This is a genomic window from Polaribacter sp. IC066, from assembly GCF_007997085.1.
In the GTDB taxonomy this organism is placed as follows: domain Bacteria; phylum Bacteroidota; class Bacteroidia; order Flavobacteriales; family Flavobacteriaceae; genus Polaribacter.
Window position 1 is genome coordinate 28,977 of the sequence record NZ_VORR01000019.1, and the last position, 24,420, is coordinate 53,396.

Sequence of the window (24,420 nt, forward strand, 5' to 3'; positions counted from 1 at the left end):
CAGCTTCTAGTGTGTCTTTCAGCAAGGAACTCAAGCAAAAACTAAAAGTATATCGTGATATTTTTTTAGAATGATAAAAGGTGCTGTTTGCATAAAACTTTAAACTATTTTTTACAAACAAGCTCGATTTAGTTTGTTATATTGCAAGCATCTCACGAAACATATATTGTTAAAAAACATAACGTAGAATTCTTTCAGAGTGACAAAACCTTCTGTTATACTTTAGCCAAATCGTATCGTGTATTAGATTCTGTCTAATAAAATTTCAAAAGTGGTTCCTTTGCCAATTTCAGATTTTTTCACAACTATTTTTCCGTTATGATAGTCTGCAATAATACGTTTTGAGAGCGATAAACCCAATCCCCATCCACGTTTTTTGGTCGTAAAACCAGGTCTAAATATTTGTTTAAATAATTTTTTAGGCATTCCTTTCCCTGTATCAGAAATTGTGATTTCTACATTTGATGGATTGCTTTGAATGTGCAACGCTAACTCTCCTTTTCCTAACATGGCATCAATTGCATTTTTGATGAGGTTTTCTATTACCCATCCAAATAATTCTGTATTGAGAGCTGTATAAATTTCGGAATCAGAAGCAGAAAAAGAAAACGAAATCTGTTTAGAACTTCTAGATTCTAAATAATCAAAAGCTTGTTTTGTAAGCACCACTATATTCTCTTTTTTAAGAGCTGGTTTAGAGCCGATTTTAGAAAAACGATTGGCAATAACATTCAGTCTCGTCACATCTTTTTCTATTTCTTTGATATAGCTTTCATCTACTTTTTCCATTTTTAAAATTTCGATCCAACCTAATAAAGAAGATAAGGGAGTCCCAATTTGATGCGCTGTTTCTTTTGCCATTCCTGTCCATAATTTATTAGTTTCTGCAGCTTTGGTAGAGTTGTAAAATAAATATACAACAGATAAAAACAGGACTAAAATTAAGACTAGGGCTAGCGGATAATAGGTGAGTTTGTTTAATAAATCTGAATCTTTATAATAAATATATTGTTTGTTTTTACCCTTATAACTCACCTCTATAGGTGCGTTTCCAGACTTCATTTCTAGTAATTGCTGCTTTAAATATGTAGGGTTTAAAGCTTTAATAGAATCTAAATTTTGATAATTTAAAATGTCACCTTTTTCATCAACCAAAATCATAGGGATACTGTTGTTATTCTCAATAATCATCAATGATAAATCTACGTTGGCATCTAGGTTTTCATCACTTCCTATTTCTTTTTGGGCAGTTGCTAATATTTGCATTTTTACACGTTCTTCTTGCTTAAATTTCTGAAAGAAAGTATAGGTGTTCCAAAGAATTGAGGTTACAATTACAAAAGATATAAAAATGGTAATTCGCTTAAAAAGAAGCAATTTCGAAAAATTTTTCATCAAAACAAATATAAGGTTTCCTGTATATAACTCATTTCAAGATTAGATAGTATCTTTACAATAATAAAATTATTTGTCATTTTTAGTGAACTTATAAAGTGACATTCACTTAAATTTTTTTGAATATGCTATCTATAGATCCAAAAGAAATATCAACAGGTAAATTACACGGTTATTTATTAGGGGCTGTTGCGCCAAGGCCCATTGCTTTTGCAAGTACTATGGATGCAGACGGAAATCCTAATTTATCTCCATTCAGTTTCTTTAATGTATTTGGCTCGAATCCGCCAACTATGATTTTTTCTCCTGCCAGAAGAGTGCGAGATAATACCACAAAACACACCTTAGAGAATGCTTTAGCTACGAAAGAAGTAGTGATTAATGTGGTAAATTATGCTATTGTGCAGCAAATGTCTTTGAGTTCTACAGAATACCCAGAAGGTGTTAATGAGTTTGAAAAGGCCGGGTTTACGATGCTAAAATCAGACAAAATAAAACCTTTTAGAGTTGCAGAATCTCCGGTACAATTTGAGTGTATTGTAAAAGATGTAATTTTTACTGGTGATGAAGGAGGTGCTGGAAATTTAATTGTTTGTGAAGTTGTAAAAATTCATATTGCTGATGACGTTTTAGATGAGAACGGAGGCATAGATCAACATAAAATTGATTTGGTAGCAAGAGCAGGAGGAAGTTACTATTCTAGAGCTAGAGAGGGCTTTTTTGAAATTCCGAAACCAATTTCTACGCTAGGAATCGGAGTAGATGCGATAGCTTCTGAAATTAGAAATAGTACTATTTTAACAGGTAATAATTTGGGGATGCTAGGCAACGTAGACCAATTACCAATGGAGGCAACTGTTGATAACTTTGGGAAAGAACATCCGCAATTTATTGGGTTAGAAACTACAAAAAAACATACATTTGCTCAAGAGTATTTAAAAAAGAATGATGTAGAAAGTGCTTGGAAAGTACTTTTATTAAAATAAATATTATGGAAGTTATTGGTAAAGTAAAATTGATTGGAGAAGTACAAACGTTTGGTGCTAACGGATTTCAAAAGAGAGAGTTAGTTGTTACTACAGACGAGCAGTATCCGCAAATGATTATGATTGAATTTGTACAAGATAAAACAGATTTATTGAATAGTTATAAAGTGGGGCAAGAGGTTAAAGTTTCGATCAATTTAAGAGGTAGAGAATGGATTAACCCACAAGGAGAAGCTAAATATTTTAATGCAATTCAAGGTTGGAGAATAGAGAGTTTAGCTCAAGCGCCACAAGGAAAAGACTTACCACCAGTAGATCAGTTTGAGCCAGCATCTAATGTTTCTGATGAAGAGCCAGATGATTTACCATTTTAAAAAAAAATGAGACAAGACTTTTTAAAGTCAAGAATCATAATAAAAAAAAGAGTGCAATTTTTTAAAATTTCACTCTTTTTTTTATGACTTATTTTTCTATTAGGAATCATTCACGAGCCATAAATCTTACCTACTAAAACAGTAGTGTCTGATTAAAAATGTTTTTAGCCTGATAAACCCTTTTAAAATTAGTGATGCCAAGATTTTTTTAGATGATACCTTGCTTTTTGAGAATAATTTCAGGAAGGCAAAGTAAATAATTATATTTCAAATTATGTATGTTTGTCAGATAGTTAGGGTCAAGTCTTGTTACCTTGCCTACTAGCGTGGCTCTAAAGCGAAATAATCTTGAGTCTTTTACTAGACAAAAATAATACTAAAAAGTCTTTTTTATTTTGTCTTGGTTCTTGCATTTAAAAGCGAAGCAATTTAATAGAAGAAAAAAGAAATATTATTTTTCTTTTTTCTTCGGCATTGGTCCTCGCATATGAATTACCAAGCCATTCAAGAAATTACGTAAAAACTGGTCGCCACATTCTATATATTTCGGATGTTCTTCTGCTCTAAAAATAGCGCCTAATTCGCCTTTAGTTACTTCAAAATCAACCAAAGCACAGATTTCAATAATATCGGTATCACGAAACTTGTGTGCAACGCGTAATTTTTTAAAAATGTCATTATTCGTTAATCCCATAAAGCAAAGGTACTTATTTTTAATATTGATTTAATCTACAACCTGAAAAATTGCCCAAGCATAGAGTGCGAAACGTAAAAATCGGAATAGACCAAAGATAACAACGTTTCTAAAAGGGTATTTTATCATTCCTGCGGCAAAACATGCTATAGAAAAGGGTAGTGGTAATAAAGCACCTACTAGGATTAGAAAACCGCCCCACTTTCTGGTGTTTTTAAGGTTTTCTGCCATTTTTACTTGCAGATAATTTTTTATAGAGGCTATTCTTAAAGTCATTTTACCTAAAAAGTAAGAAACTAAACCACCTGTATATGAAAGTGTGGCCAGAATAGATAAATTTATAACAGGATGAGCCGTTTTTTTAGACCAAGCAATAAATATTTCTGGAGGAACTAATCCTAACAAGGTTTCAGAAATAAAGAAAGTAATTAAAACGCCTGTTTTAGAAAAAGTTTCTGTGACAGTTTCTAGACCTTTATTAATATCATATACATATCTATTAAAAAAATATAAGGCCACAACGACAAGAACAATGGGTAAAAAAGCTTTTTTCACACTTTCCCAAACAAATAGATAGAAGCCTGTTCTACCATAGTAATTATGGAGCCTTTTCCCTATAAATGCAGTTCTTTTTTTTCTTTTTTTACGCTTTTTTTCCAAGAAATTAATTGTTTTAATAGTAATGCAAAAATAAGAACAAATTATAGATAAATTGGTTTTGTAGTTTAGATTAACTTTTTTTTTAAGAATTCACTAAATTCGCCAAAAAAAAAAGAGTTTATAGTATGATTTGGTTAACAGAAAAAATAGAATTTCCAGCGTATAGATATACAACTAAAGAGGGTATTCTTGCTTTAGGCGGGGATTTATCTGTAGAGAGATTAATACTTGCCTATAAAAACGGAATTTTCCCTTGGTTTTCAGCTGGTGATCCAATTGTTTGGTATTGCCCGTATAAAAGGATGGTCTTATTTCCTGAAGCGCTAAAAGTGTCAAAATCAATGCGGAAAATTATCAATAAAAAAGAGTTTACCGTTACAGAAAATACAGTTTTTGAACAAGTCATTTACAATTGTAAAAATATTGATAGAAATGATGGTTTCGGAACATGGATCACAGATGATATGGAACAAGCTTATATCAACTTGCATAAAAAAGGAATTGCAAAATCTATTGAAGTTTGGTGCAACAACGAATTGGTTGGGGGGTTATACGGATTAGAAATTAACACTATTTTCTGCGGAGAAAGTATGTTTAGTAAAGTTTCTAATGCTTCTAAACTAGCTTTTATTCATTTGATAAAAAGTAAGAATTACAAATTGATAGATTGCCAGGTTTATAATGATCATTTAGCAAGTTTGGGCGCTAAAGAAATTGATAGAGATTTGTTTTTGGAGATTTTAAAGGGTTGATTTTTTGGAATTTTTTAAGTTGTTGTCCTTGAATAGTTACTTGTTGTAAGCACCAAAGTTAATGGATAAACACAAATAGAAAGTTTGCGAATATTCTGTTTAAAGACCAGCATTAGTCATAAATTATAGCCTGTTTTGTTCTTTTAAGTGATGCCTGTTTATTAATACGCTATTCTGTTTTATGTTACAGTGATTTACCAGTCAAATCAATAATAGTATGTTGTAGCGTTTCTAAACCAGTAAGTTGTGAAATAGTTAATTCAATTAAAAAAAGGTTGTTATCTAATAGGTTTTCTAACTGAATGCTTTGAAAAATACTGTAATAATCTGTGCTTATCTTACTTTTCCCCGACCAAGCTGTTTGATTATAAATATCCATTTGTCTAAACGATACAGTGTTTAATAAAAAGGGAGTGTATTGATTATTTTGCCAATTAGTCTGCACTTCTTTGTAAGACTTCATTTGTTCAAGAGATGCAATCCAAGTTTGTAAAGTGTTTTTAAGTTCTTCACTTTCTATCAGTTTCATTGAACCGGTTTGCAATATATTATCTAAAGAACTGCGAGTGGGGAAATAAAATTCTGCTTTAAGAGAAGAATTAAATAGACTGTCTAGATTTTGTTGAGCCAATTCTTTTTTGGTAGCACCAATTAGATTAATTAAGGATAAACAAGCTTCTAGGGCATATTGATTATGTTCTTTAGATGTTTTTAGAATATTCTGATTTTTAATGAATTCATTATGTAGATTTTCTTTCGCAACATCTGCGTCCAATTTATTCAACCTTTCATTATTCCAGTTATTTATCTGCAGAGCAATCAAAATTCCAATAACTACAAGGATAATTTCTCCAATAGCATATTTAAAGTACTTCCCAGTTTTGCTTTTCTGCATAAGGTCGTATCGAATTTTTCTAAAGAATTTAATCATTGGTTAGTTATAATGAAGCACAACGTTAGACTACTATGAAATCCTTTTCATAACTTATAATACAAGTTGGCGAATTTCGGATTGTTTTCCCAGAAAATCAACAGGAAAAAGCACCATTTTTGAACCAAAAAAAATAAGCTATCTCTCAAGATTTTAAATCCCCTCAACAAATTTTAAAAACACCTTTTTATGCAATTCCAAATCCATATTCGGAGAAAGTGATGCTCTCACAATATAATCTTTATCACCTTCTTTTGTGGTTCCTTGTGTTGAGGTAGCTGGAATCGTCCAATAACATCCATTTAATTGCCCGTAACTCACACAAAATTTACTTTCATCAGGAATTTCTGCAATCATTAAATTGATTAATTTCAGATTCAAAGCTCTTTTGTAAGTTTCTTTTTCTGCGTCAGTGTTTCCTTTTGTTGGTAAATCTAATGAAAATACAGAGGGCGTAATTTCTTGCGCTGCTAGTTCTTCTGAAACAAAATTAATTTTTGCTGCTGGCAAAGTCTCGCCAATAAAATTTACAAACTCCCGTGTATTTTTATAGGCATCATGTATTCTCTGATTCATAGAAGGCAATTGTTTTGCTAATATTGCCATTTGATGATGCGTAGCTTCATTATCGCAAAGTTGCAGATGAATTTCTATTTTCTCCATTAAACTTGCCGTTTTGTCATTTCCTACACAATAACCAGCCGTACATTTTCCGCCACTCGGAAATTTTGATCCACTCGCATAAGAAATAGTTCTGATGGTAGAGAGTATTTCACCTTTGCCTAAAAAGTGAATATTAGGACAAAACGTTTGATCTAATATAAAAACAGGATCAATGGCCATTTCACCATTTGCAGTAGTACGTTTCTTACGTAAGGTGTTTTTTAAATCGATGAGGTTAGGGACTTCAACTCTTGGGTTTGTAGGTATTTCAGCAATAATATAAGGTACTGCATCATCATGAGCAATTTTAGCTAAAATGTTTTCAATACTTTGCACCATTTCATTATCACCATCCACAGGTAAATCTACGATTTCAACATGATCAAGACAAGCAGCAACGCGTCTTGCTTGGTCATTTGTGCCACCATAGCAGTTTGGCGGAACAATAAATTTAATCGCTTTTCCTGCATGGTTTTCTTGGGCATCATGAATTAAGCCCATCATAATTGGGTACTGAATAGATAAGCCGCTCGAAGCAACCAAAGGTTTTAAAGTGGTACCTGTAATTTCTTTGATAGATTTTAAAACACTTTTTTTGTCTGCTTCAATGGTGCTATTGTTACTTTTAAAAGAAGCTTTTTCTATAAGATATTGCAGCGCAATAAGAGCATTAGATGGTGTCATTGCAATCGTTTCTCTTCTTCTTACATGCTGAATGTCTGAAATATAATTTTCGTTTTGTTCACCATTAATCAGTAAAACACTTCCTAAATGAGTAGTTAGATTGATAAGAAAGTCAATATTTGAATGGATATCAAAACTAGAAATATCATCATGATTCGAAAGTAAGATAGTGCTGCCGTTAAACTTGGCTATATCTGCTACTTGATCAATCTTTATGACATCAAATTTATAATCGTAGACATTTTTGAGAATTTCTGCATCAAAAAAATCAGGAATTTCATCCGTGTACAAAATTTGAGTATTCTTATTTTCTAATAAGTTTTTTCTTAAAATGGCTAAAATAGGCATCGTTTGTGAAGAAAAACTGATAATATTTTCTGGTTTTTGATGATTTATATGCGCAATTGCCCATTCTAAAACACACGATAATGGATGCCCTAAACGAATATAATCATACGCAGTTGGTAATTGGTGTAGTGCCGATGCTTCAGCATTATTACTTTGAAATAAGGTTTCAAAGTGATTTAAAAATTGATTTTTAGCTAATTTTTCATCGTAAATATCTAGTCTATGTGTGGTTAGATGTAACCAGTCTGTTGGCATGTTTTCTAACACAACTTTGATATACTTTTCTATCTTATTTTCTTGCATAATTCCTATCTTTAAATATGCATCAAAGGTACAATAACTAGATGCTCTCAAAGATTAGAAACCATAGAACTTATTAATAACCTAATTTAGAGAACAAACTATCCGAAGGTTTTAAGTAGTTAGATTTATTAATTTCTTCTGCCCATTTTTTAGAAATATACGCGCTTTTTTGAATCCTAGAATCTACCTTCTGAAAAGTCAAATTATCAATCCACATAGGTTGTGAAGGCCAATTCACATTAATATAACTAAATGCTTTTACAACATCTTGGTTTTCATTGATCACTTTAAAAAACGGCGTAAACCATTCATCCCAAGCTTTTTTTGCAATTTTTTCTTTGGATAAATTTGCATCAAAATAAAGAGCACCTTTTTGAAAAACAGGTGTTGCCTCTGCGATAAAAACAGGTTTTTTATGCTTTCTGGCAAAAGTGATCATTTCTTCATCGGGATTCCCAAAATAAGAATAGCCACACCAATCTACAAATTCGTCGCCTGGATACCAATCTTCTAAAATTGCTTGATTAGAACCTGTTCCTTTAGACTGCCAAACATAAGCAACGTTATCAACATTCATATCTGTAAATATTTTGTGAATACGTTTCCAGGCTTTTAAAAAATATTTCTTTTCGTAATCGTTCCAATCCCAGCCGTCAAATTCATAACCAATTCTTAAAAAGACAGGGCGTTTTATTTCATTAATCCATTCACCTAATTCAATAATTAAATCGTCATTTTTTCCTTTAGCAATTTCTTTTTCAGCATTTACCAAAGACAAACCTATGGAAATCATGCTGTTTTTAAATTTCGGGCTTTCAATATAAGACTGTGCACAGGTATCGCCTGCACCCCAATTGGCTTTGGTTTTTATACCGTCTAAACCTTTAAAATTGTATCTAAAAGATGAACCGCCAGCAGATAAATTTGTGTAAACTGTAAAACCTGCCGGAACAGCAAAAGTATCTACATAACCTTCATTATACTCATTAAAACCACCAACAGCTTCTAAATCTTGACCAATAAAAAAAAGGCATTCTCCGTCTTTAGGTTCAAATTTATTTTGTTTCATTTCTTTTGATTTTTGTTGCGCATACATTCGATTCACATCGATAGCACGGATGAAAATTAGAATAGAAAGCACGGCTATAAATTTATTTTTCAAGGGTAAAAGAATGTGTTTTGAGCTGACTAATTTAAACAAAAACGACCATTTTTTACGAAAATGATTGTTTTAAAACTCAAATAAAAATGGAATTATTTTTTTGTAGAAAAATATCGTCGCTTTTTGTGTTTAATTTTAAGGAGGATGTTTTTTATCGATGGTTGCAATAATTTTAAAAGTTTTTTTTATTTTTCAAAAAGGTAAACATGTACTGTGTAATGATAGATAAAAAAAACCTGAATAATAGTTCAAGATTTTGATATTTATAAGAAATATAATAGGCTATTTTTTAGCTAATAAATCTCTAATTTGAGCTAACAATTTTTTTTAATTTGGTTCTTTTGGTTCTTTTGGAGCTTCTTTAGTTTTACTCGCGTTCACTGCTTTTACAGTGATAAACATAACAAATACTACAATAATAAAATCGATAAGGTTGGTCCAAAAATCACCATATAAAATGGTTACTTCTCCAATAATTTCTCTGGTATTGTCTGTAAGGCCTTCTTTGGCAATTTAATTTTTTTTAATCAGTATTAAATAATACAGATTAACTGTGAAACAATTCTGCCAACAAAAGAAGTTACCACTTGTTTAAAGGCTGCACTCATTGCCAAAACTTACCGCAATATCGATCAAGTTTCCTTTCATTGCAAAGTTTTTAAACTCTTTAGGTACTCCCGTTTGTTTTTGATTAGTTAGACTTCAAAAGTAATGAAAACAACTACTGTTTTAATATTTTATGAACACGTGGAGAAATAGCTGTCAGAGTTTCATAAACAATAGTTTCAGAAATAGTTGTGATCTGTTTAATGGCTTTTTGGCTGTTAAAAATAATTACTTCATCGCCTTCATCACAGTCAATTTTAGTTACATCTACCATAATCATATCCATACAAACATTACCAATAATTGCTGCCTTTTGGTTGTTGATGAGTACATAGCCTTTTTTGCTTCCCAATTTTCGCGACAGTCCATCTGCATGGCCAATAGGAATTGTAGCAGACCTCGTAAGACCTTTTGCCACAAAAGCTCTGTTATAACCTACGGTTTCTCCGGGTTCAATAGTGTGAATTTGAGAAATGATAGATTTTAAGTTGTGCGTATTTTTTAGTTGGGCAGTTTCTTGGTCATCATTCCCAAAACCGTATAAACCGATGCCAATTCGCACCATATCAAACTGTGCATGTGCATAATTAACAACACCAGAAGTGTTTAAAACATGCAACATTGGCGTATAGCTTAATTGTTTTAAGAATTGTTGTGCGGTATTTGTAAAATTATTCAGTTGCTTCATCGTGAATTCTTTTTCCTTTAAGTCTTCACTAGCTGCCAAATGAGAAAAAAGAGATTGCACTTTAAGATGAGTTGTTTCCTTTAATTCAGAAATAATTTTAGGAATATCTGTATGCCAAAAACCCAATCTGTTTAAACCTGTGTTAAATTTAATATGAATAGGGTAATTTAATAAGTTAGTTTCACTTGCTAATTTTAAAAAAGCATTAAATATCTTAAAATTATATAGATTTGGTTCTAATTTATAATCTATAATAGATTGTAAACTGGGTATTTGTGGATGCAGCACAAGAATAGGGGTTTGAACGCCTGCCTCTCTTATGGCAATACCTTCATGCGCATAGGCAACTGCAAAATAGGCTACTTTGTCTTGTAAAAAAGTAGCAATTTGTACACCATCACTGCCGTAACCAAAAGCCTTTACGACTGCTAAAATTTTAGTTTCAGGTTTTAATTTTTTCTTAAAATAATTTAGATTGTGTTCTAGCGCATGTCCGTCAATTTCTAAAACAGTAACGTGGTTATTCATCTATAGGTGCAACCTTATTCGGTTTCTTTAATTTATGTAATTCAGTTTTTTGAATTTGTTTCGGTATTTTTTTCCTGCTGAACTTGTTTCAATACTTCATTATTATGTTCAGTTTTTTTTCCCAAAACAATTTCTTCTTGTTTCTTTTTTACTGCTTTGTAATAAGCAGCTCTGCTTAATGGCTCATATTCTTGCATTTCGCCAAGCATCACCAACTTATTATTTTGTGCTTTTCTAAAACTATAATGCGCTAAATTGCCTGTATGGGTGCAAACTGCATGCACTTTTGTAACGTATTCTGCAGTTGCCATTAAAGCAGGCATGGGCCCAAAAGGGTTTCCTTTAAAATCCATATCTAAACCAGCCACAATTACACGAACACCTCTATTGGCTAAATCGTTGCAAACAGCTACAATTTCATCGTCAAAAAACTGGGCTTCATCAATACCAACAACGTCTACATTACTGGCTAATAATCTAATGTTCGAAGAAACAGGCACCGCAGTAGAACGAATTCTAGAATCGTTGTGAGATACAACTTCGGTATCATCATAACGCGTATCTAAAGCGGGTTTAAAAATTTCTACGGTTTGTTTTGCAAATTGTGCACGTTTTAACCGTCTGATTAATTCTTCGGTTTTTCCAGAAAACATAGAACCACAAATTACCTCTATCCAACCAAATTGTTCTGTATGATTTACTGTATTTTCAAGAAACATTTTGTAATTTTAAGCATTATAATTTTTGTAATTTTGTTTACCTTTTATGCTGAACAAATTTATACATATTTAAGGTTAAAAAATAATTTATTCCCAACTTGATTTAGAACTTGAACAAACAACCCATGCACAAAAAAATAGAAAGCGATTTAATAGGTTTAGCGCACAGTATTTTAGAGATGAAAAACAAAGAAAATGTGTTTTTGTTAAAAGAAAAATCGAAAGAAATTTATGAAAAATTATCTGTTTTAGCATTTGTTGAAGAATATGTAAACTCGACTGTAAATTTAAAAGAAACAAAATCAGAATTATTAGAAAAAGTTGAAAAAGCTTATCAAATAAAAGAAGAGATTAAAGAGGTTAAAGCAGAAGAAACTGTTTCTGAAAATGATACGATAGTAGATGAAAAAGTAGTTTACAATTTAGAGGATGCTTTAGAGTTTGTTGAAAAAAAGGTCGAAGTTGCATCAACACCAGAAAAAGTACAGCCCAAAGCAGACGAAGTTATAGAGCAACCATTTGCAGAACTAGAAGAAATAATGTTTTCTGAAGATAAAGTAGAAGAGGATGTTCCTCTTGATATTGTTCAGATAGAGCAACGTAAAACAACGTCTTTAGAAGAAGAATTACAAGACACTTTTTCTGTCGATTTAATGGCAGATTTGTTTGAAAATGTGCAACCTAAATCGTTAAATGATAAATTAGCGGGCAACATTCAAATAGGGCTAAATGATAGAATTGTGTTTGTTAAAAATTTGTTTGGCGGCAGTCAGGAAGATTTTAACAGAGTAGTTTCTCAATTAAACACTTTTAAATCATATAAAGAAGCAAAAGATTTTATTGATCAAATGGTAAAACCAGATTATGATTGGTCTACTAAAGAAGAATTAGAAACGCGCTTTATGGGAATTATAGAACGTAAATTTGCTTAAATAGGTTCAAAGTTTTGAGTTTAAAATTCAAAATTAAGAATCTAATTTTTAAAATCTAATAAGAAGCTTTTGAAACCAGTTCTAATTCACACACATTTTCATAAACGCAAAACTGGGGTTACTAGAAGTATAGAAAATGTACTTCCTTTTTTTGTTGATAATTTTGAAACTTATGTTTACGGTTCTAATATTGATGGAACACAAATTACTACCTCAAAATTAAAATCTATATTATTTTCTGATGTAAAAACAGTAGTACATTGTCACAGAAATAATGAAATTATAAGAATGTTATGGTTTCGTTTTTTAGGTGGAAAATTTACTTTAATTGCAACAAGACACGCAGAAACGAAACTTTCGGGATTGACTAAATTTCTTTTAAAAAAAGCGGATAGAGTGATTACGCTCATTAAAAGTATGAGCGCGAATCTAGGGATGGAAAATATCATAGTGGGTCACGGCGTAAAAGTGAATGAATTTGTACCAAAAGAAGGCGTTGTTTTTAAAGAAATTAAGCAAGAAAATATCATTTTAAATGCGGGTAGAGTAAGGAAAGCAAAAGGACAGCTTGTTTTGTTGGAAGCTGCAAAAGTTTTAAAAGATCATAAGAATTGGGCGCTGTTAATTGTTGGTCAAATTGATAAACCAACATTTTCAGAAGAATTAAAAGAGATTACAAAAAAACATCAAATAGAAAATCAAGTATATTTTATTGATGAAACTAGAGAGATTATTTCCTATTATCAAGCGGCAAAAATTGTTGTTGCCCCAAGTTATTCCGAAGGGTTTTCTTTAGTGACCGCAGAAGCCATGTCTTGCGAATGTTCTTTAATTGCCACAAAAAATGTGGGAGTACATTCAGAATTAATTACGGATACAAAAAACGGATATTTATTTGAAGCCGGCAATGTTTCTGAATTAGAAAGGCTGTTATCTCAAAAATTAAAAGGAGAAATTCCGCTCTTAGGAAAACAAGCTAGAGCAGAAATTATAAAAAATTGCAGTGCAAAAGAAGAGGCAGAAAGTTTAATGAAAGTATATCAATCAAATTAAAATAAAGATGAAAAAAATTGTATTTGCTTTAGTAATTAGTTTGTTTACATTTTCAAAGATCAATGCTTAATAAGTTGAGATAAAAAGATCTTTTAGAGAAAATATATTTAATCAAAATGACAAAAAATTAAACATTAATCAATTAAAAGAGTTGATGAAAAATAATTCTGAAGCATTTGATTTGGTTAAATCGGCAAAATAAAATCAAACTTGGGGAATGATTTTATCGGGTTTAGGAGGTCTTTTAATAGGTTTGTCGATAGGAACGGCAATTGGTGGTGGAGATCTTGAATAGGTTTTGGCAGGTGCAGGCGTTGTTCTAGTTTTAGCTACTATACCAATTTTAAAAGGATTTAATAGAAAAACGAAGCAGGCCATAGAATTGTATAACACGGGTTTACCAATCGTGGGTTCTAATTTTCAACCTGAATTCAATTTAAATATAAAAGGTTTAGGTTTAGGTCTTTCAATGAACTTTTGATAAAAAATACCGTTTTGTAACAAACCCTTTTGATAGTCGTCTAAAATTAAAACGAACTATCATGAAACTATTAGTAACCATTTTCTTCGCATTTTTTATCACGGCTATTTCAGCGCAAGTCGTCGCTTTTGAGGATTTTTATAAAGTCAATAAAGCGAAGTCAACTTTTGCAATCAATTTATCGGCTTCTTTAGCGGGTTCATTTTTAGATGACGAAAATGATGGTGATTTAATGAATATTATTAAAAAATCGAGTGATTTTAAATTGATGATTTTTGATAACGAAGATGCTACTGTTGCAAAAGATTTTAACAAGTTTAAAAGAAGGAACAATTTAAAAACATTGGTAAGAGTAAAAGATAGTGGCAGTAATGCTGCGCTATTTTTTATCGAAAAGAATAACTATATCAGAGAAATTATCATCAAAGCAAATAGCGATTCTGAAAACCTAGTTTTATTTGGCTTAAAAACAAAAATAACCAAAGACGAGTTAGCCGCGATGATTTCTTCTTCAGATGTCAAATTTTCAACAGACTAAAATCCAATATAAGAGAGAAGGTTTAACCAATCTTCTCTTTTAATTTTTCAATTACTTTCTTACTATTTCCAATAAAAATTTCTCCACCAACCATAAAAACAGGACGTTTTAAAAACGTGTACTCTTCCAAAAGATAATTTTTATAAGCTGTTTCAGATAAGTTTTTATCCTTTAAACCTAAAGAATTGTATAATCTTGCACGCTTATTAAACAAGTTTTCATAGCTTTTAGAAATTGCATACATTTCTTCTAATTGCCCAATTGTAACAGGGTTTTCTTTAATGTTTTGAAGCTCAAAACCCTCTGTATTTACTTCCTTTAAAATTCTTTTACAGGTATCACAAGTTTGTAAAAAATAGACTTTCTTCATTTTTATTAAATTATATTTACAGGATCAAAACTACACATAAAAATGAACATACAATTTGATATTTTAAGAAAATCGAGAGCTCTTCTTTTAAAAGAATTAGAGGGTTTAACGTTAGAACAGTTGCATGAAATTCCGAACGGATTTAAAAACAATATTGCTTGGAATGTGGCACACGTTTTAGTTACGCAACAAGTATTACATTATAAATTATCGGGTTTAGATTGCTTATGTCCAGATGAGTTAATTGATGATTATAAAAAAGGAACAGCGCCAACAAAAGTTTTTACGGAAGAAGAGTTTGACGAAGTAAAAGATTTATTAATGGGGTTACCAGACACATTAGAGGAAGATTTTGAAGCAGGTATTTTTGAGAATTACACAGAATACCCAACAAGTGCAGGCGTTGTTTTAAATTCTATGGAAACGGCAATTCCGTTCAATAATTTTCATGAAGGCATTCATTACGGCATCGTAAGGTCTATCAAAAAGTTTTTGTAGTATTATTTGAAGCTGCCCGCATGCTGCTAAGCAGATTTCTAGCGTTCACTGCTCGTTTCACGCAAAAGTTGAGAGATGCCGAATAATTAGCGTGTCTTGAGCTTAAGGAAAGATTCAATCATGGCTAAACTTGTTTACTTGTTTTGGCAAACTATAAGAATGTAGGCAAGTTTAGAAACATAAAATTAAGAACATCAGAAAACTTATAAAAATGAAGTTCAATACCAAAACAATTCACGGAGGTCAGCAACCAGAAGAAACAACTGGAGCGGTAATGCCTCCCGTTTTTTTAACATCAACCTTTGCACAGTCCAGTCCGGGAAAACATAAAGGGTATGGGTATGCAAGAGGGTCAAACCCAACGAGAACGGCATTAGAAAATAATTTTGCTTCCATAGAAAATGGTACACATGGTTTTGCGTTTTCATCAGGCATGTCTGCCATTGATTGTGTTTTAAGATTATTAAAACCTGGCGACGAAATCATTACAGGAGACGATTTATATGGCGGAACTTATAGAATGTTTACGCAATTATTTCAAAAGTACGGATTAGAATTTACTTATGTAGATACCGATGATATAGTGAATATTACCAACGCAATTACAGAAAACACAAAGTTAGTTTGGTTAGAAACGCCCACCAATCCATTAATGAAAATTGCAGATATCGCGGCAATCTCATCAGCGGTAAAAGATATAAATTCAGACATTTTAATTGCGGTAGATAATACCTTTGCAACGCCCTATTTACAACAACCACTAACTTTAGGTGCAGATATTGTGATGCATTCTGCAACAAAATATTTAGGCGGGCATTCTGATTTAATTATGGGAGCGTTAATGGTAAAAGAAGAAGCGTTGGCAAAAGAAATACATTTTATTCAGTTTGCAGCAGGTGCCATCGCGAGCCCGATGGATTCTTTTTTAGCCTTAAGAGGCATCAAAACTCTACATATTAGAATGCAGCGTCATTGCGAAAACGGAAGTGCAGTTGCTAATTTTTTAGAGAAACATCCAAAAGTAGGAACGGTTTATTATCCGGGTTTAGAACATCATTCAGGTCATGAAATTGCAAAAAAGCAAATGAAAGATTTTGGGGGTATGGTTTCCTTTAAATTAAAAGATGAAAGTAAAGAAGCAACGTTTAATTTTCTAGAAAACACAAAGTTATTTACCTTGGCAGAGTCTTTAGGGGGTGTAGAGAGTTTGGTGAATCATCCTGTAACCATGTCTCACGGATCAATTCCAGAGCAAGAACGTTTAAAAATCGGAATTACAGATTCTTTAGTAAGGTTAAGTGTTGGTATTGAAGATATCGAAGATTTATTGGCAGATTTAGAACAAGCGTTAAATCAATAAAAAATTTAGAGCTTTAAATACCCTCGGTTTTTATACGTCAATAAAAAAATAATTTATGATCAGGTCTGATAGGTTTTTAAAACCTGTCAGACCTTTTTATTTATACTTTGATTTTATGAATTTTCGGTTCAAATTTTCTGGTTTCAGATTCTTTAATAAGGTTAAGTGTTTTGTCTTGAGTGTTTTTTGGTAAATTTAGAGCAAGGTTTAAATTAATAAATAAACTTGAATTTTATCAGACCTTACAGGTTTTAAAAGCCTATGAGGTCTTTTAAACGAATAGAATTTTAAATAATTTAGCCCAAAACGGTTTTCAAACCTTTTCTGGGTTTTAACCTAATTCTTATTATTGTTTTAAAAATTTTGGTTCAAATTTTCTGGTTTCAAGCCTAATAAACTTTCTCTTCAATTGGAAATATACTATGGATCCTAAAATAGGGAAAATCAAAACGATTAAAAGCCAAATAGTATTTATAGTTTGATTTTCAAATTTCGACTTTGAAATATCAAAAATTGCCCAAAACCATAATAAAATTGTTAAAATTAGAAGTATAATCATCATTGTTGATTCCATAATCATTTTATTTATTCAAAAGTAAAACGCTCTTCTAAAAAGTAATTGGCTCTTAATTCGGTGTTGTTAATGACCTTATGATAGATAATTTTTTCAGCAAGTTGCTTTTTCAAGTAACTACCAGTGTCCCATTTATTGTTTTTATTATCATCAATAATAGCTCTAATGGTATATTTTTTTGGTTCTAATAAGTCGAAAACTAATTTTGTAGAAGTTGATACAAATTGACGCGCTACAAGTTCGTCTTGTTTTTTTCCGGAGAGTACTTCTATAATTAAATTTTGAGACTTTGCGTTCTCTACATTGATGGTAATTCTACCATAATCGTCTATTGCTTTGGTGGCAACTTTATATATAAGAGTATCATTTGAAACATCGTAAATATCTGTGAATGAATTGGGTAAAAATTTTAGATTATATTTTTGTTTCGGTTCTTTTTCAAAAATAAAGCCAATTTTATTTTCTTTGTTTGATAACAACGTTCTGTAGTTAACGGCAATAGTATCTTTATCAAAAAGACTAATTTTACTAGTATCAATCTTAATAATTGGGGTATTACTCGTTATAAAAAAGGTGTCTCTAAAATGAAAAGTACCTTTTATTGTAGAACTCATAATTAAAGAATCTATTTTATTCTTTCTTAATCGAACCGTAAAAGTGTCTATAAATTGGTTGTTAGTAATTGTAAAATTTAAAGAATCTGCCTCAAAAGGCGTAAACCAATAGTTTAAAGTGTCTTTATCAACTTCAAATTTTGATACACTTTTAAAGTCAGCAGGCACTTTAGAAAGCATGTTAATTTTCATGTTTTTTGCATCACCCTCAAAACCAAACGCTATTTTTCCTTTGGTGATTTCTTTTCCTCGTTTAAATTCATAGGGCAAATCTTCTTTAAATAAAATAATTGGTGTGCTTAAAATACTGTCTCGAGGTAATTGAATTGTATCGGCAACAAAACCAATTTTATCGTTTCTAGGATCAAAAATATAATCGTTGATAACTTCTTTTAAAGCAATCATTAAATAGTTGCCTTTTCTTAAATTGGTAAATCTAAATACAGTAGTATCTAAAGTGCTTGTAATATAGTCTGGCTTTCTGTTGTAAACAATCGAGTCATTAAACGCACTATCTATTCTGTACAATAAAACGTTACTACTTTTGGGTGTTTCAAGAAGTTTGGCATCTTTAATACCGCCAGAAATTGTTAAAGAATCGATATAGCTTCCGGTAGAAAAAACATATTTAAAATTCTCTAATTGGTTACTTTCATTATTGTCTTCAACAGCATTACCAAAATTAAAAATATAGGTGGTGTTTCGTTTTAACGTATCTATAATTTCTATTTTAATTTGCTTGCTTGCAGATCCTTGAGGAGAAATTAATGGTGGATATTTCATAGGGGGTGAAACAACCAGCTGCTTATTAAGGTCTTTTAGTTTTACAAACTCATCGAACTTTATGACAATTTCTTTTTTCTTAAAATTGATACTTTCGTAAGGCGGATTTGCAGCAACAAACAACGGTGCATCCTCATCTTTTGGGCCACCTTCTGGCCTGCCTGTTCTAGCACAATTAGAAACAAAAACGAGTAAAAATATAAAAAAGAAAAATCTGTAAAAGGCTCTCACAAAAAAAGTAAATTTTATACAAATTAACAATTATTTTTTGAATAAAAAAGCATAAAATTCATTCGGTGTAGGCCATTGTTAGAATACTTATTTTGCAGTTTTTAGATTTTTCGAATTCTTTTGCGCACGCTTCTAAAGTAGCACCTGTAGTAATAACATCGTCAAGTAGTAAAACATGTTTGTCATTAAAAAAAGAAGGATCTTGTAATAGAAATGTCGTCTCTAAATTTCTAAAACGTTCAAAACGAGCTTTAAAAGTTTGTGTTTTTGTTGCTGAAGTTCTGGTTAGATTATTTTCTATTAGGGGTATTTGTAAATGATGTTCTAGTCGTTTCCCGAATTTTGTAACCTGATTATAGCCTCTTTCTCTTAATTTCTTTGGATGTAAAGGCACGGGAACGATAAAATCTACTGCTTTAAATTCTTGATTTTCTTTTAAAAGTTCACCTAACCAATTCCCGAAAAAGACACCAATTTCCTCATTTCCCTTATATTTTAAATCGTGAATTAGTTTTTGAGTACTTCCTTTTTTTCTGTAAAAAAGCAACGAAAATGCTTTTTCTAAAAGAATACTGCCATAAAAAGTTTGAGTTACTTTATTGTTGTTATAATCAGTAAAGTTGGTTAGTGGCAAATCATGTCTGCAAAAAGTACAAATTGCTGTTTCATTTTCAACTAAATGTTTTGTACAAATAGTGCATAAATTTGGGTAAAAAAGATGGAATATGTCTTTTAAAAGTATCATCTTTACGGAACTTTTTTTAGAAAGATACTTAATAAAAAAGAAAGAACAATTGTCTAGCAAAATAAAATTTTTTAAGGAAGCTGTAAAAAACATCAAAACATTGGGCACCGTTGCGCCAAGTTCTCGGTTTTTATCAAAAAGAATGCTACGAGAAATTAATTTTTCTAAAGCAGATGTTTTGGTGGAACTAGGGCCTGGTAATGGAGCGATAACCAAGTATATTTTAGAGAGGTTATCTCCTAAAGCAACATTAATTTGCTTTGAGATTAATGATAATTTTTACCGTCAATTGCAAGATTTAAAACATCCACAACTCATTGTTTTAAAAGCATCTGCAGAAAATATTATTGAAGAATTAAAAAAACTTCATATTTACAAAGTAAATTATATTATTTCTAGTTTACCGCTTACCATTATTCCGGATGAAGTTTCTGATGAAATTTTAGACAGATCTTTTGAAATTTTAGCTAAAAATGGTTCTTTTATTCAGTTTCAGTATAGTTTAAGTTATTTTAAGAAACTAAAAAAAGTGTTTAAAGAGTCTATTTCGTTAGAATTCGAACCTTTAAACATCCCTCCGGCCTTTATTTATCGTTGTAAAAAAGTCGAGTAATTTTTTCTTGATAAAATAGAGCAAACCGTTATATTTGTCCTAATTATGGCAAAACAAGAAGATCAATTTAAAAAAGTTTTATCGCACGCAAAAGAATACGGGTATGTATTTCAATCATCAGAAATTTATGATGGTTTAAGCGCGGTTTACGATTATGCTCAAAACGGAGTTGAGCTAAAGAAAAATATAAGAGATTATTGGTGGAAAGCAATGGTGCAAATGCATGAAAACATTGTGGGTATCGATGCAGCAATTTTAATGCACCCAACAACCTGGAAAGCTTCTGGGCATGTAGATGCGTTTAACGATCCTTTAATAGATAATAAAGATTCTAAAAAACGCTACAGAGCAGATGTTTTAGTTGAAGATTTTAGAGAGAAAATTCTAGATAAAATTAAGAAAGACATTGCAAAAGCACAAAAACGTTTTGGTGATTCTTTTGATGAAAATGAATTTGTAAAAACAAATCCAAATGTGTTGCGTCGTCAAAAACAAATGGATGAAATTACTGCAGAACTAACTAGGGTTCAAGAAGAAAGTGATTTAGAAGGTTTTAGACAATTGATCATCGATTTAGATATTGTGTGCCCAGTTTCTGGCTCTAAAAACTGGACAGAGGTAAAGCAATTTAACCTAATGTTCGGAACGCAAATTGGTGCATCCGCAGAAAACTCTACACAGGTTTATTTACGCCCAGAAACTGCTCAAGGTATTTTTGTAAATTTTTTAAATGTGCAGAAAACAGGAAGAATGAAAATTCCTTTCGGAATTGCGCAAACAGGTAAGGCTTTTAGAAATGAAATTGTTGCAAGACAATTTATTTTTAGAATGCGTGAGTTTGAACAAATGGAAATGCAATTTTTCGTAAAACCAGGAACACAAAAAGAATGGTACGATCAATGGAAAGAAGACCGTTTAAAATGGCATTTAAGTTTGGGTTTAGGCGCAGAAAATTATCGTTTTCATGATCATGATAAATTAGCACATTATGCAGATATGGCGGCAGATATCGAGTTTAATTTTCCCTTCGGATTTAAAGAATTAGAAGGAATACACTCAAGAACCGATTTCGATTTAAAAGCGCACGAAGCACATTCTGGTAAAAAACTACAGTATTTTGATCACGAAGAAAATAAAAGTTATGTGCCTTATGTGGTAGAAACTTCTATTGGTTTAGACAGAATGTTTTTGGCTGTTTTTTCTACTTCTTTGCAAGAAGAAGAACTAGAAAACGGAACCACAAGAACGGTTTTAAAATTACCATCAGTTTTGGCACCTTTTAAAGCGGCCATTTTTCCTTTGGTTAAAAAGGATGGTTTGCCAGAAGTTGCTCGTGAAATTATGGAGGATTTAAAATGGGATTTTAATGTATTTTACGACGAAAAAGATGCCGTTGGTAAACGGTATAGAAGACAAGATGCTGCTGGTACTCCTTTTTGTATCACAGTAGATCATGATTCTTTAACGGATAATTGCGTAACGATTAGACATAGAGATACCATGGAACAAAAAAGAGTTGCCATTGCAGATTTAAAAGAAATTATAAAAGCTGAAGTTGATGTAAAAACGTGGTTGCAAAAAATGTAATGACAATTAATTGTTGTGCGCTTGTGCTGAACTTTTTTGAGTATCACAGAATCAGCATATCGAAACATATTTATAATTGAACATAAAAAAATCCGTTAGAAATTATTTTCTAACGGATTTTTTTTTAATTTTCACTAAACACTAAACACTAAACACTAAACACTAAACACTAAACACTAAACACTAAACACTAAACACTAAACACTAAACACTAAACACTAAAGCCTCCAGCCTATATTTAAACCAATTCTAGGTACTAGAACTGGTGAGTTTGAACCAAATAAATTACGACCAACACCTACGTACCCATCAATAATTAAACCGCCTGTTGCAACATATTTTGTGCCCACGGCAATACCTAAAGCGCCATCAGTATAGCTAATATCGTAAACTCCGGAGTCTTTCATCATTTCTTTTTTACCAGAATTAATACCCACAAAACCTTCTCCAAAAAAGTTCCATTGTTTATTGGTTGTAAAATAATGACGATAATAAGGCGTAATCATCATATTTTCATTGTACCTGAAATTTACATCTTGTTTGGTTAAATTAAAAAGAGCAGACACACCAAAAGAAGAGTTTTCAGTTAAATAATTTTCATAAGAAAATTCTAAACTTCGAATTACAAGCGCATCGGCAATATCTAATTTTATTTCCTTTTGAGAAAAGGCAAAAGTGCTTATAAACAGTGTACATAGTATAATAACTTTTTTCATCGATTTATTTTTTAGAATAATAATTTGTTTGAGTCTATCTTATGAAAGTTCCAAAAATGCTACGTGCAAAATTATTTTTAAAATCTATAACCAACAGAGATTCCTAATCGACCAACAGCTTCATTATTATCGCTTTCTAAAAAATTTCGACCAACACCTAATATTAATTCAGTTGTAAAACCTTTATAAGAAACAAATTTACCACCAACAGCAATACCAAGTGCAAGCCCAGTAACGTCTTCATTGTTATTACTACCAAAAAGAAAATTATCGTCTTCTGCCGAAAATAACATCCCAAAACCTTCAACAAAAAAGCCTCGTGCAAATTTTCCAGAAAAATAACGTCTATAATAAGGTGTTATTGCATAGTTTAAATCAGAAACATCGGCATCTGTATTTAAAGTTACAGCGGCTCCAAAAGAAGACTCTTCATCTATTAATCTTTCGTAAGAAACATCTATCCATTTTGCCGCAAGCAGCGTTAGCGCATTTATTTTTAGTTCGTGTTTCTTATTAATATCTTGGGGGTACTCTTCTTTTTCTTTGTCTTGTGCAACTAAAAAAGAACTTGCCAATAATAGAAGTGCTAGCGTGATTTTTTTCATTATATTTTTTTTTAATATGAATAACAAAAGTAGCAAAAAGCAACCCATTAAAAATAGAAAATGGTTTAATAGATTCATTTGTTTTTTTAAGGTAGCGATACCAACTATTTTTTAAAACATAGAAAGCCCTTTTGTAAGTATTTTTTGATCTTTTAGTTGTTGATGATTTTTAATTTCCACATAGTTTTCTTCTTGCAAACCAATAGTGATCTTTATTTTTTCAAAACGATATGAATCTGTATTCTCATCCTTTAAAACCAGTGCAAAATAATTGCTTTCACTTTCTAAAATAGCACTTTTAGGGAGCGATATCTCTTTTGATACATCGCTAATAATAGAAGCTTCAATAAACATACCTGTTATAAAATTGCTATTTTCATCATCATTAATATGACCGTGAACCTTTATAGTTCTATCCGTATTTACAAAAGTACCCACCAAATACACTTCGGCATCAAATATTTTATTGGATGCTTCTGGAATTTTAAATTGTATTTTCTGATGTTTTTTAATTCCTAAAATATCCTTTTCAAAAACATTCAATTCTAAATGAATATGATCTGTATTTATTATTTCTAACAACTCATCTGCCGATGAAATATAAGAACCATTGCTAACATTTACTTTAGTTACAAACCCACTTATTGGTGCATATAAATTTATGGTCGATGAAATTTCTCCTTGTTCTACTGCAGTAGGATTGATGTGCATCATTTCTAATTTTTTACGCAAACCATTGTAAGTTGCCAAATTGCTTTTGTAATTACTTTCGGCTTTTAGATAGTTTTTTTCAGAGGTAATGAGTTCGTCAAATAATGTTTTTTGTCTTTCATATTCATTTTTTAAATAACTTAATTGTGCTGTAATTTCTAAATACTGTTGTTGTATTTCTACAAATTCTGTGTTTTGTAAACTAGCAACTAGTTGGCCCTTTTTTACTTTATCACCAATTAAAAGCGGAATTTTAGTAATATAACCACCAATAAATGTACTCACACTCGCTTTGTTTTCTGGCGGAACATCAATAATGCCAGTTGTTTTTACCGTGGTATAAAACGCTTGTTCTGAAAGTTGACCAAAGGCCATTTTTTCGCTTTCAAATTGCTTTTTACTAATGGTTATTAAGGTACTGTTTATTGCTGTTTCATCAATGATTTCAGTAGTTTTTTCTGGATTTCCGCAAGCAAAAAGTACAAACGAAAATAAGAGTATATATATGCTTTTCAT

General features: G+C 31.3%; 27 protein-coding genes. 10 read left to right on the plus strand and 17 right to left on the minus strand.

Features of this window, described 5'->3' with window-relative positions:
• Positions 1-243: 243 nt before the first annotated feature.
• The gene (locus ES044_RS08370; RefSeq protein ID WP_147118981.1) at positions 244-1,395 is read right to left on the minus strand and encodes a sensor histidine kinase; all 1,152 of its coding nucleotides are present in this window, start codon (positions 1,393-1,395) and stop codon (positions 244-246) included.
• A gap of 125 nt (positions 1,396-1,520) precedes the next feature.
• Between ES044_RS08370 and ES044_RS08375 the strand changes: the two genes are divergently transcribed.
• Both ES044_RS08375 and ES044_RS08380 read left to right on the plus strand, forming a co-directional pair.
• Positions 1,521-2,381, plus strand: a complete 861-nt coding sequence (locus tag ES044_RS08375) for a flavin reductase family protein (protein WP_147118980.1) — start codon at positions 1,521-1,523, stop codon at positions 2,379-2,381.
• A 5-nt stretch (positions 2,382-2,386) separates the two neighbouring features.
• On the plus strand, positions 2,387-2,755 hold the full coding sequence (locus tag ES044_RS08380; protein WP_147118979.1) for a DUF3127 domain-containing protein: 369 nt from the start codon (positions 2,387-2,389) through the stop codon (positions 2,753-2,755).
• A gap of 451 nt (positions 2,756-3,206) precedes the next feature.
• Here the strand turns inward: ES044_RS08380 and ES044_RS08385 are convergent, their stop codons facing one another.
• On the minus strand, positions 3,207-3,449 hold the full coding sequence (locus tag ES044_RS08385; RefSeq protein WP_147118978.1) for a DUF1456 family protein: 243 nt from the start codon (positions 3,447-3,449) through the stop codon (positions 3,207-3,209).
• A gap of 30 nt (positions 3,450-3,479) precedes the next feature.
• Complete coding sequence (locus tag ES044_RS08390; protein WP_147118977.1) at positions 3,480-4,109, minus strand: YqaA family protein; 630 nt, start codon at positions 4,107-4,109, stop codon at positions 3,480-3,482.
• Positions 4,110-4,234: 125 nt separating this feature from the next.
• Here ES044_RS08390 and aat point away from each other — a divergent pair, with 125 nt between their 5' ends.
• On the plus strand, positions 4,235-4,861 hold the full coding sequence (aat, locus tag ES044_RS08395) for a leucyl/phenylalanyl-tRNA--protein transferase (RefSeq protein WP_147118976.1): 627 nt from the start codon (positions 4,235-4,237) through the stop codon (positions 4,859-4,861).
• A gap of 184 nt (positions 4,862-5,045) precedes the next feature.
• Here aat and ES044_RS08400 read toward each other — a convergent pair whose 3' ends face one another.
• The 6 genes from ES044_RS08400 to ES044_RS08425 form a co-directional block, all read right to left on the minus strand.
• On the minus strand, positions 5,046-5,756 hold the full coding sequence (locus tag ES044_RS08400) for a DUF6090 family protein (protein WP_189663247.1): 711 nt from the start codon (positions 5,754-5,756) through the stop codon (positions 5,046-5,048).
• 189 nt (positions 5,757-5,945) lie between these two features.
• Entirely contained in the window at positions 5,946-7,790 is a 1,845-nt protein-coding gene (locus ES044_RS08405; protein ID WP_147118974.1) for a PLP-dependent transferase, read from the minus strand.
• A gap of 73 nt (positions 7,791-7,863) precedes the next feature.
• A complete protein-coding gene (locus ES044_RS08410; protein ID WP_223813547.1) occupies positions 7,864-8,859 on the minus strand; it encodes a glycosyl hydrolase in 996 nt (331 codons plus the stop codon).
• A gap of 420 nt (positions 8,860-9,279) precedes the next feature.
• Positions 9,280-9,465, minus strand: coding sequence for an MscL family protein (locus ES044_RS18860; RefSeq protein ID WP_317132306.1), 186 nt, complete (start codon positions 9,463-9,465; stop codon positions 9,280-9,282).
• 208 nt (positions 9,466-9,673) lie between these two features.
• Positions 9,674-10,774 carry an alanine racemase gene (gene alr, locus ES044_RS08420; RefSeq protein WP_147118973.1) on the minus strand — a complete coding sequence of 367 codons (1,101 nt, stop codon included), beginning with the start codon at positions 10,772-10,774 and terminating at the stop codon, positions 9,674-9,676.
• A gap of 41 nt (positions 10,775-10,815) precedes the next feature.
• The gene (locus tag ES044_RS08425; protein WP_147118972.1) at positions 10,816-11,493 is read right to left on the minus strand and encodes a thymidine kinase; all 678 of its coding nucleotides are present in this window, start codon (positions 11,491-11,493) and stop codon (positions 10,816-10,818) included.
• A 125-nt stretch (positions 11,494-11,618) separates the two neighbouring features.
• Here ES044_RS08425 and ES044_RS08430 point away from each other — a divergent pair, with 125 nt between their 5' ends.
• Complete coding sequence (locus ES044_RS08430; RefSeq protein ID WP_147118971.1) at positions 11,619-12,425, plus strand: hypothetical protein; 807 nt, start codon at positions 11,619-11,621, stop codon at positions 12,423-12,425.
• 69 nt (positions 12,426-12,494) lie between these two features.
• Complete coding sequence (locus ES044_RS08435; protein WP_147118970.1) at positions 12,495-13,478, plus strand: glycosyltransferase family 4 protein; 984 nt, start codon at positions 12,495-12,497, stop codon at positions 13,476-13,478.
• Between the two features lie 204 nt (positions 13,479-13,682).
• Here ES044_RS08435 and ES044_RS18505 read toward each other — a convergent pair whose 3' ends face one another.
• Positions 13,683-13,856, minus strand: a complete 174-nt coding sequence (locus ES044_RS18505) for a hypothetical protein (protein WP_189663244.1) — start codon at positions 13,854-13,856, stop codon at positions 13,683-13,685.
• A 164-nt stretch (positions 13,857-14,020) separates the two neighbouring features.
• On the opposite strand from ES044_RS18505, the gene ES044_RS08440 reads away from it, so the two are divergent.
• Positions 14,021-14,497, plus strand: coding sequence for a DUF4252 domain-containing protein (locus tag ES044_RS08440; RefSeq protein ID WP_147118969.1), 477 nt, complete (start codon positions 14,021-14,023; stop codon positions 14,495-14,497).
• A gap of 22 nt (positions 14,498-14,519) precedes the next feature.
• Here the strand turns inward: ES044_RS08440 and ES044_RS08445 are convergent, their stop codons facing one another.
• Complete coding sequence (locus ES044_RS08445; protein WP_147118968.1) at positions 14,520-14,867, minus strand: arsenate reductase family protein; 348 nt, start codon at positions 14,865-14,867, stop codon at positions 14,520-14,522.
• Between the two features lie 42 nt (positions 14,868-14,909).
• Between ES044_RS08445 and ES044_RS08450 the strand changes: the two genes are divergently transcribed.
• Positions 14,910-15,365, plus strand: a complete 456-nt coding sequence (locus ES044_RS08450) for a DinB family protein (protein WP_147118967.1) — start codon at positions 14,910-14,912, stop codon at positions 15,363-15,365.
• A gap of 211 nt (positions 15,366-15,576) precedes the next feature.
• The gene (locus ES044_RS08455) at positions 15,577-16,725 is read left to right on the plus strand and encodes a cystathionine gamma-synthase (RefSeq protein WP_147118966.1); all 1,149 of its coding nucleotides are present in this window, start codon (positions 15,577-15,579) and stop codon (positions 16,723-16,725) included.
• 346 nt (positions 16,726-17,071) lie between these two features.
• Here the strand turns inward: ES044_RS08455 and ES044_RS08460 are convergent, their stop codons facing one another.
• The 3 genes from ES044_RS08460 to ES044_RS08470 are packed head-to-tail and all read right to left on the minus strand — an operon-like array spanning position 17,072 to position 19,672.
• Positions 17,072-17,305 (minus strand): PLDc N-terminal domain-containing protein, encoded by a 234-nt coding sequence (locus ES044_RS08460; protein WP_317132305.1) that lies wholly within the window; start codon positions 17,303-17,305, stop codon positions 17,072-17,074.
• 5 nt (positions 17,306-17,310) lie between these two features.
• Positions 17,311-18,927, minus strand: coding sequence for an Ig-like domain-containing protein (locus ES044_RS08465; RefSeq protein WP_147118964.1), 1,617 nt, complete (start codon positions 18,925-18,927; stop codon positions 17,311-17,313).
• A gap of 58 nt (positions 18,928-18,985) precedes the next feature.
• Positions 18,986-19,672, minus strand: coding sequence for a ComF family protein (locus ES044_RS08470; protein WP_147118963.1), 687 nt, complete (start codon positions 19,670-19,672; stop codon positions 18,986-18,988).
• Here ES044_RS08470 and ES044_RS08475 point away from each other — a divergent pair.
• Together ES044_RS08475 and ES044_RS08480 are read left to right on the plus strand one after the other, a co-directional pair.
• A complete protein-coding gene (locus tag ES044_RS08475) occupies positions 19,653-20,285 on the plus strand; it encodes a class I SAM-dependent methyltransferase (RefSeq protein ID WP_223269166.1) in 633 nt (210 codons plus the stop codon). The two genes, ES044_RS08470 and ES044_RS08475, sit on opposite strands and share 20 nt — an antisense overlap.
• A 45-nt stretch (positions 20,286-20,330) precedes the next feature.
• The gene (locus ES044_RS08480; protein ID WP_147118962.1) at positions 20,331-21,872 is read left to right on the plus strand and encodes a glycine--tRNA ligase; all 1,542 of its coding nucleotides are present in this window, start codon (positions 20,331-20,333) and stop codon (positions 21,870-21,872) included.
• A gap of 218 nt (positions 21,873-22,090) precedes the next feature.
• On the opposite strand, the gene ES044_RS08485 is transcribed toward ES044_RS08480, so the two are convergent.
• The 3 genes from ES044_RS08485 to ES044_RS08495 all read right to left on the minus strand — a co-directional run bounded on the left by ES044_RS08485 (position 22,091) and on the right by ES044_RS08495 (position 24,420).
• Positions 22,091-22,588, minus strand: coding sequence for a DUF3575 domain-containing protein (locus tag ES044_RS08485; RefSeq protein WP_147118961.1), 498 nt, complete (start codon positions 22,586-22,588; stop codon positions 22,091-22,093).
• A 77-nt stretch (positions 22,589-22,665) separates the two neighbouring features.
• Positions 22,666-23,193 carry a DUF3575 domain-containing protein gene (locus ES044_RS08490; RefSeq protein ID WP_147118960.1) on the minus strand — a complete coding sequence of 176 codons (528 nt, stop codon included), beginning with the start codon at positions 23,191-23,193 and terminating at the stop codon, positions 22,666-22,668.
• Positions 23,194-23,304: 111 nt separating this feature from the next.
• On the minus strand, positions 23,305-24,420 hold the full coding sequence (locus tag ES044_RS08495) for an efflux RND transporter periplasmic adaptor subunit (RefSeq protein ID WP_147118959.1): 1,116 nt from the start codon (positions 24,418-24,420) through the stop codon (positions 23,305-23,307).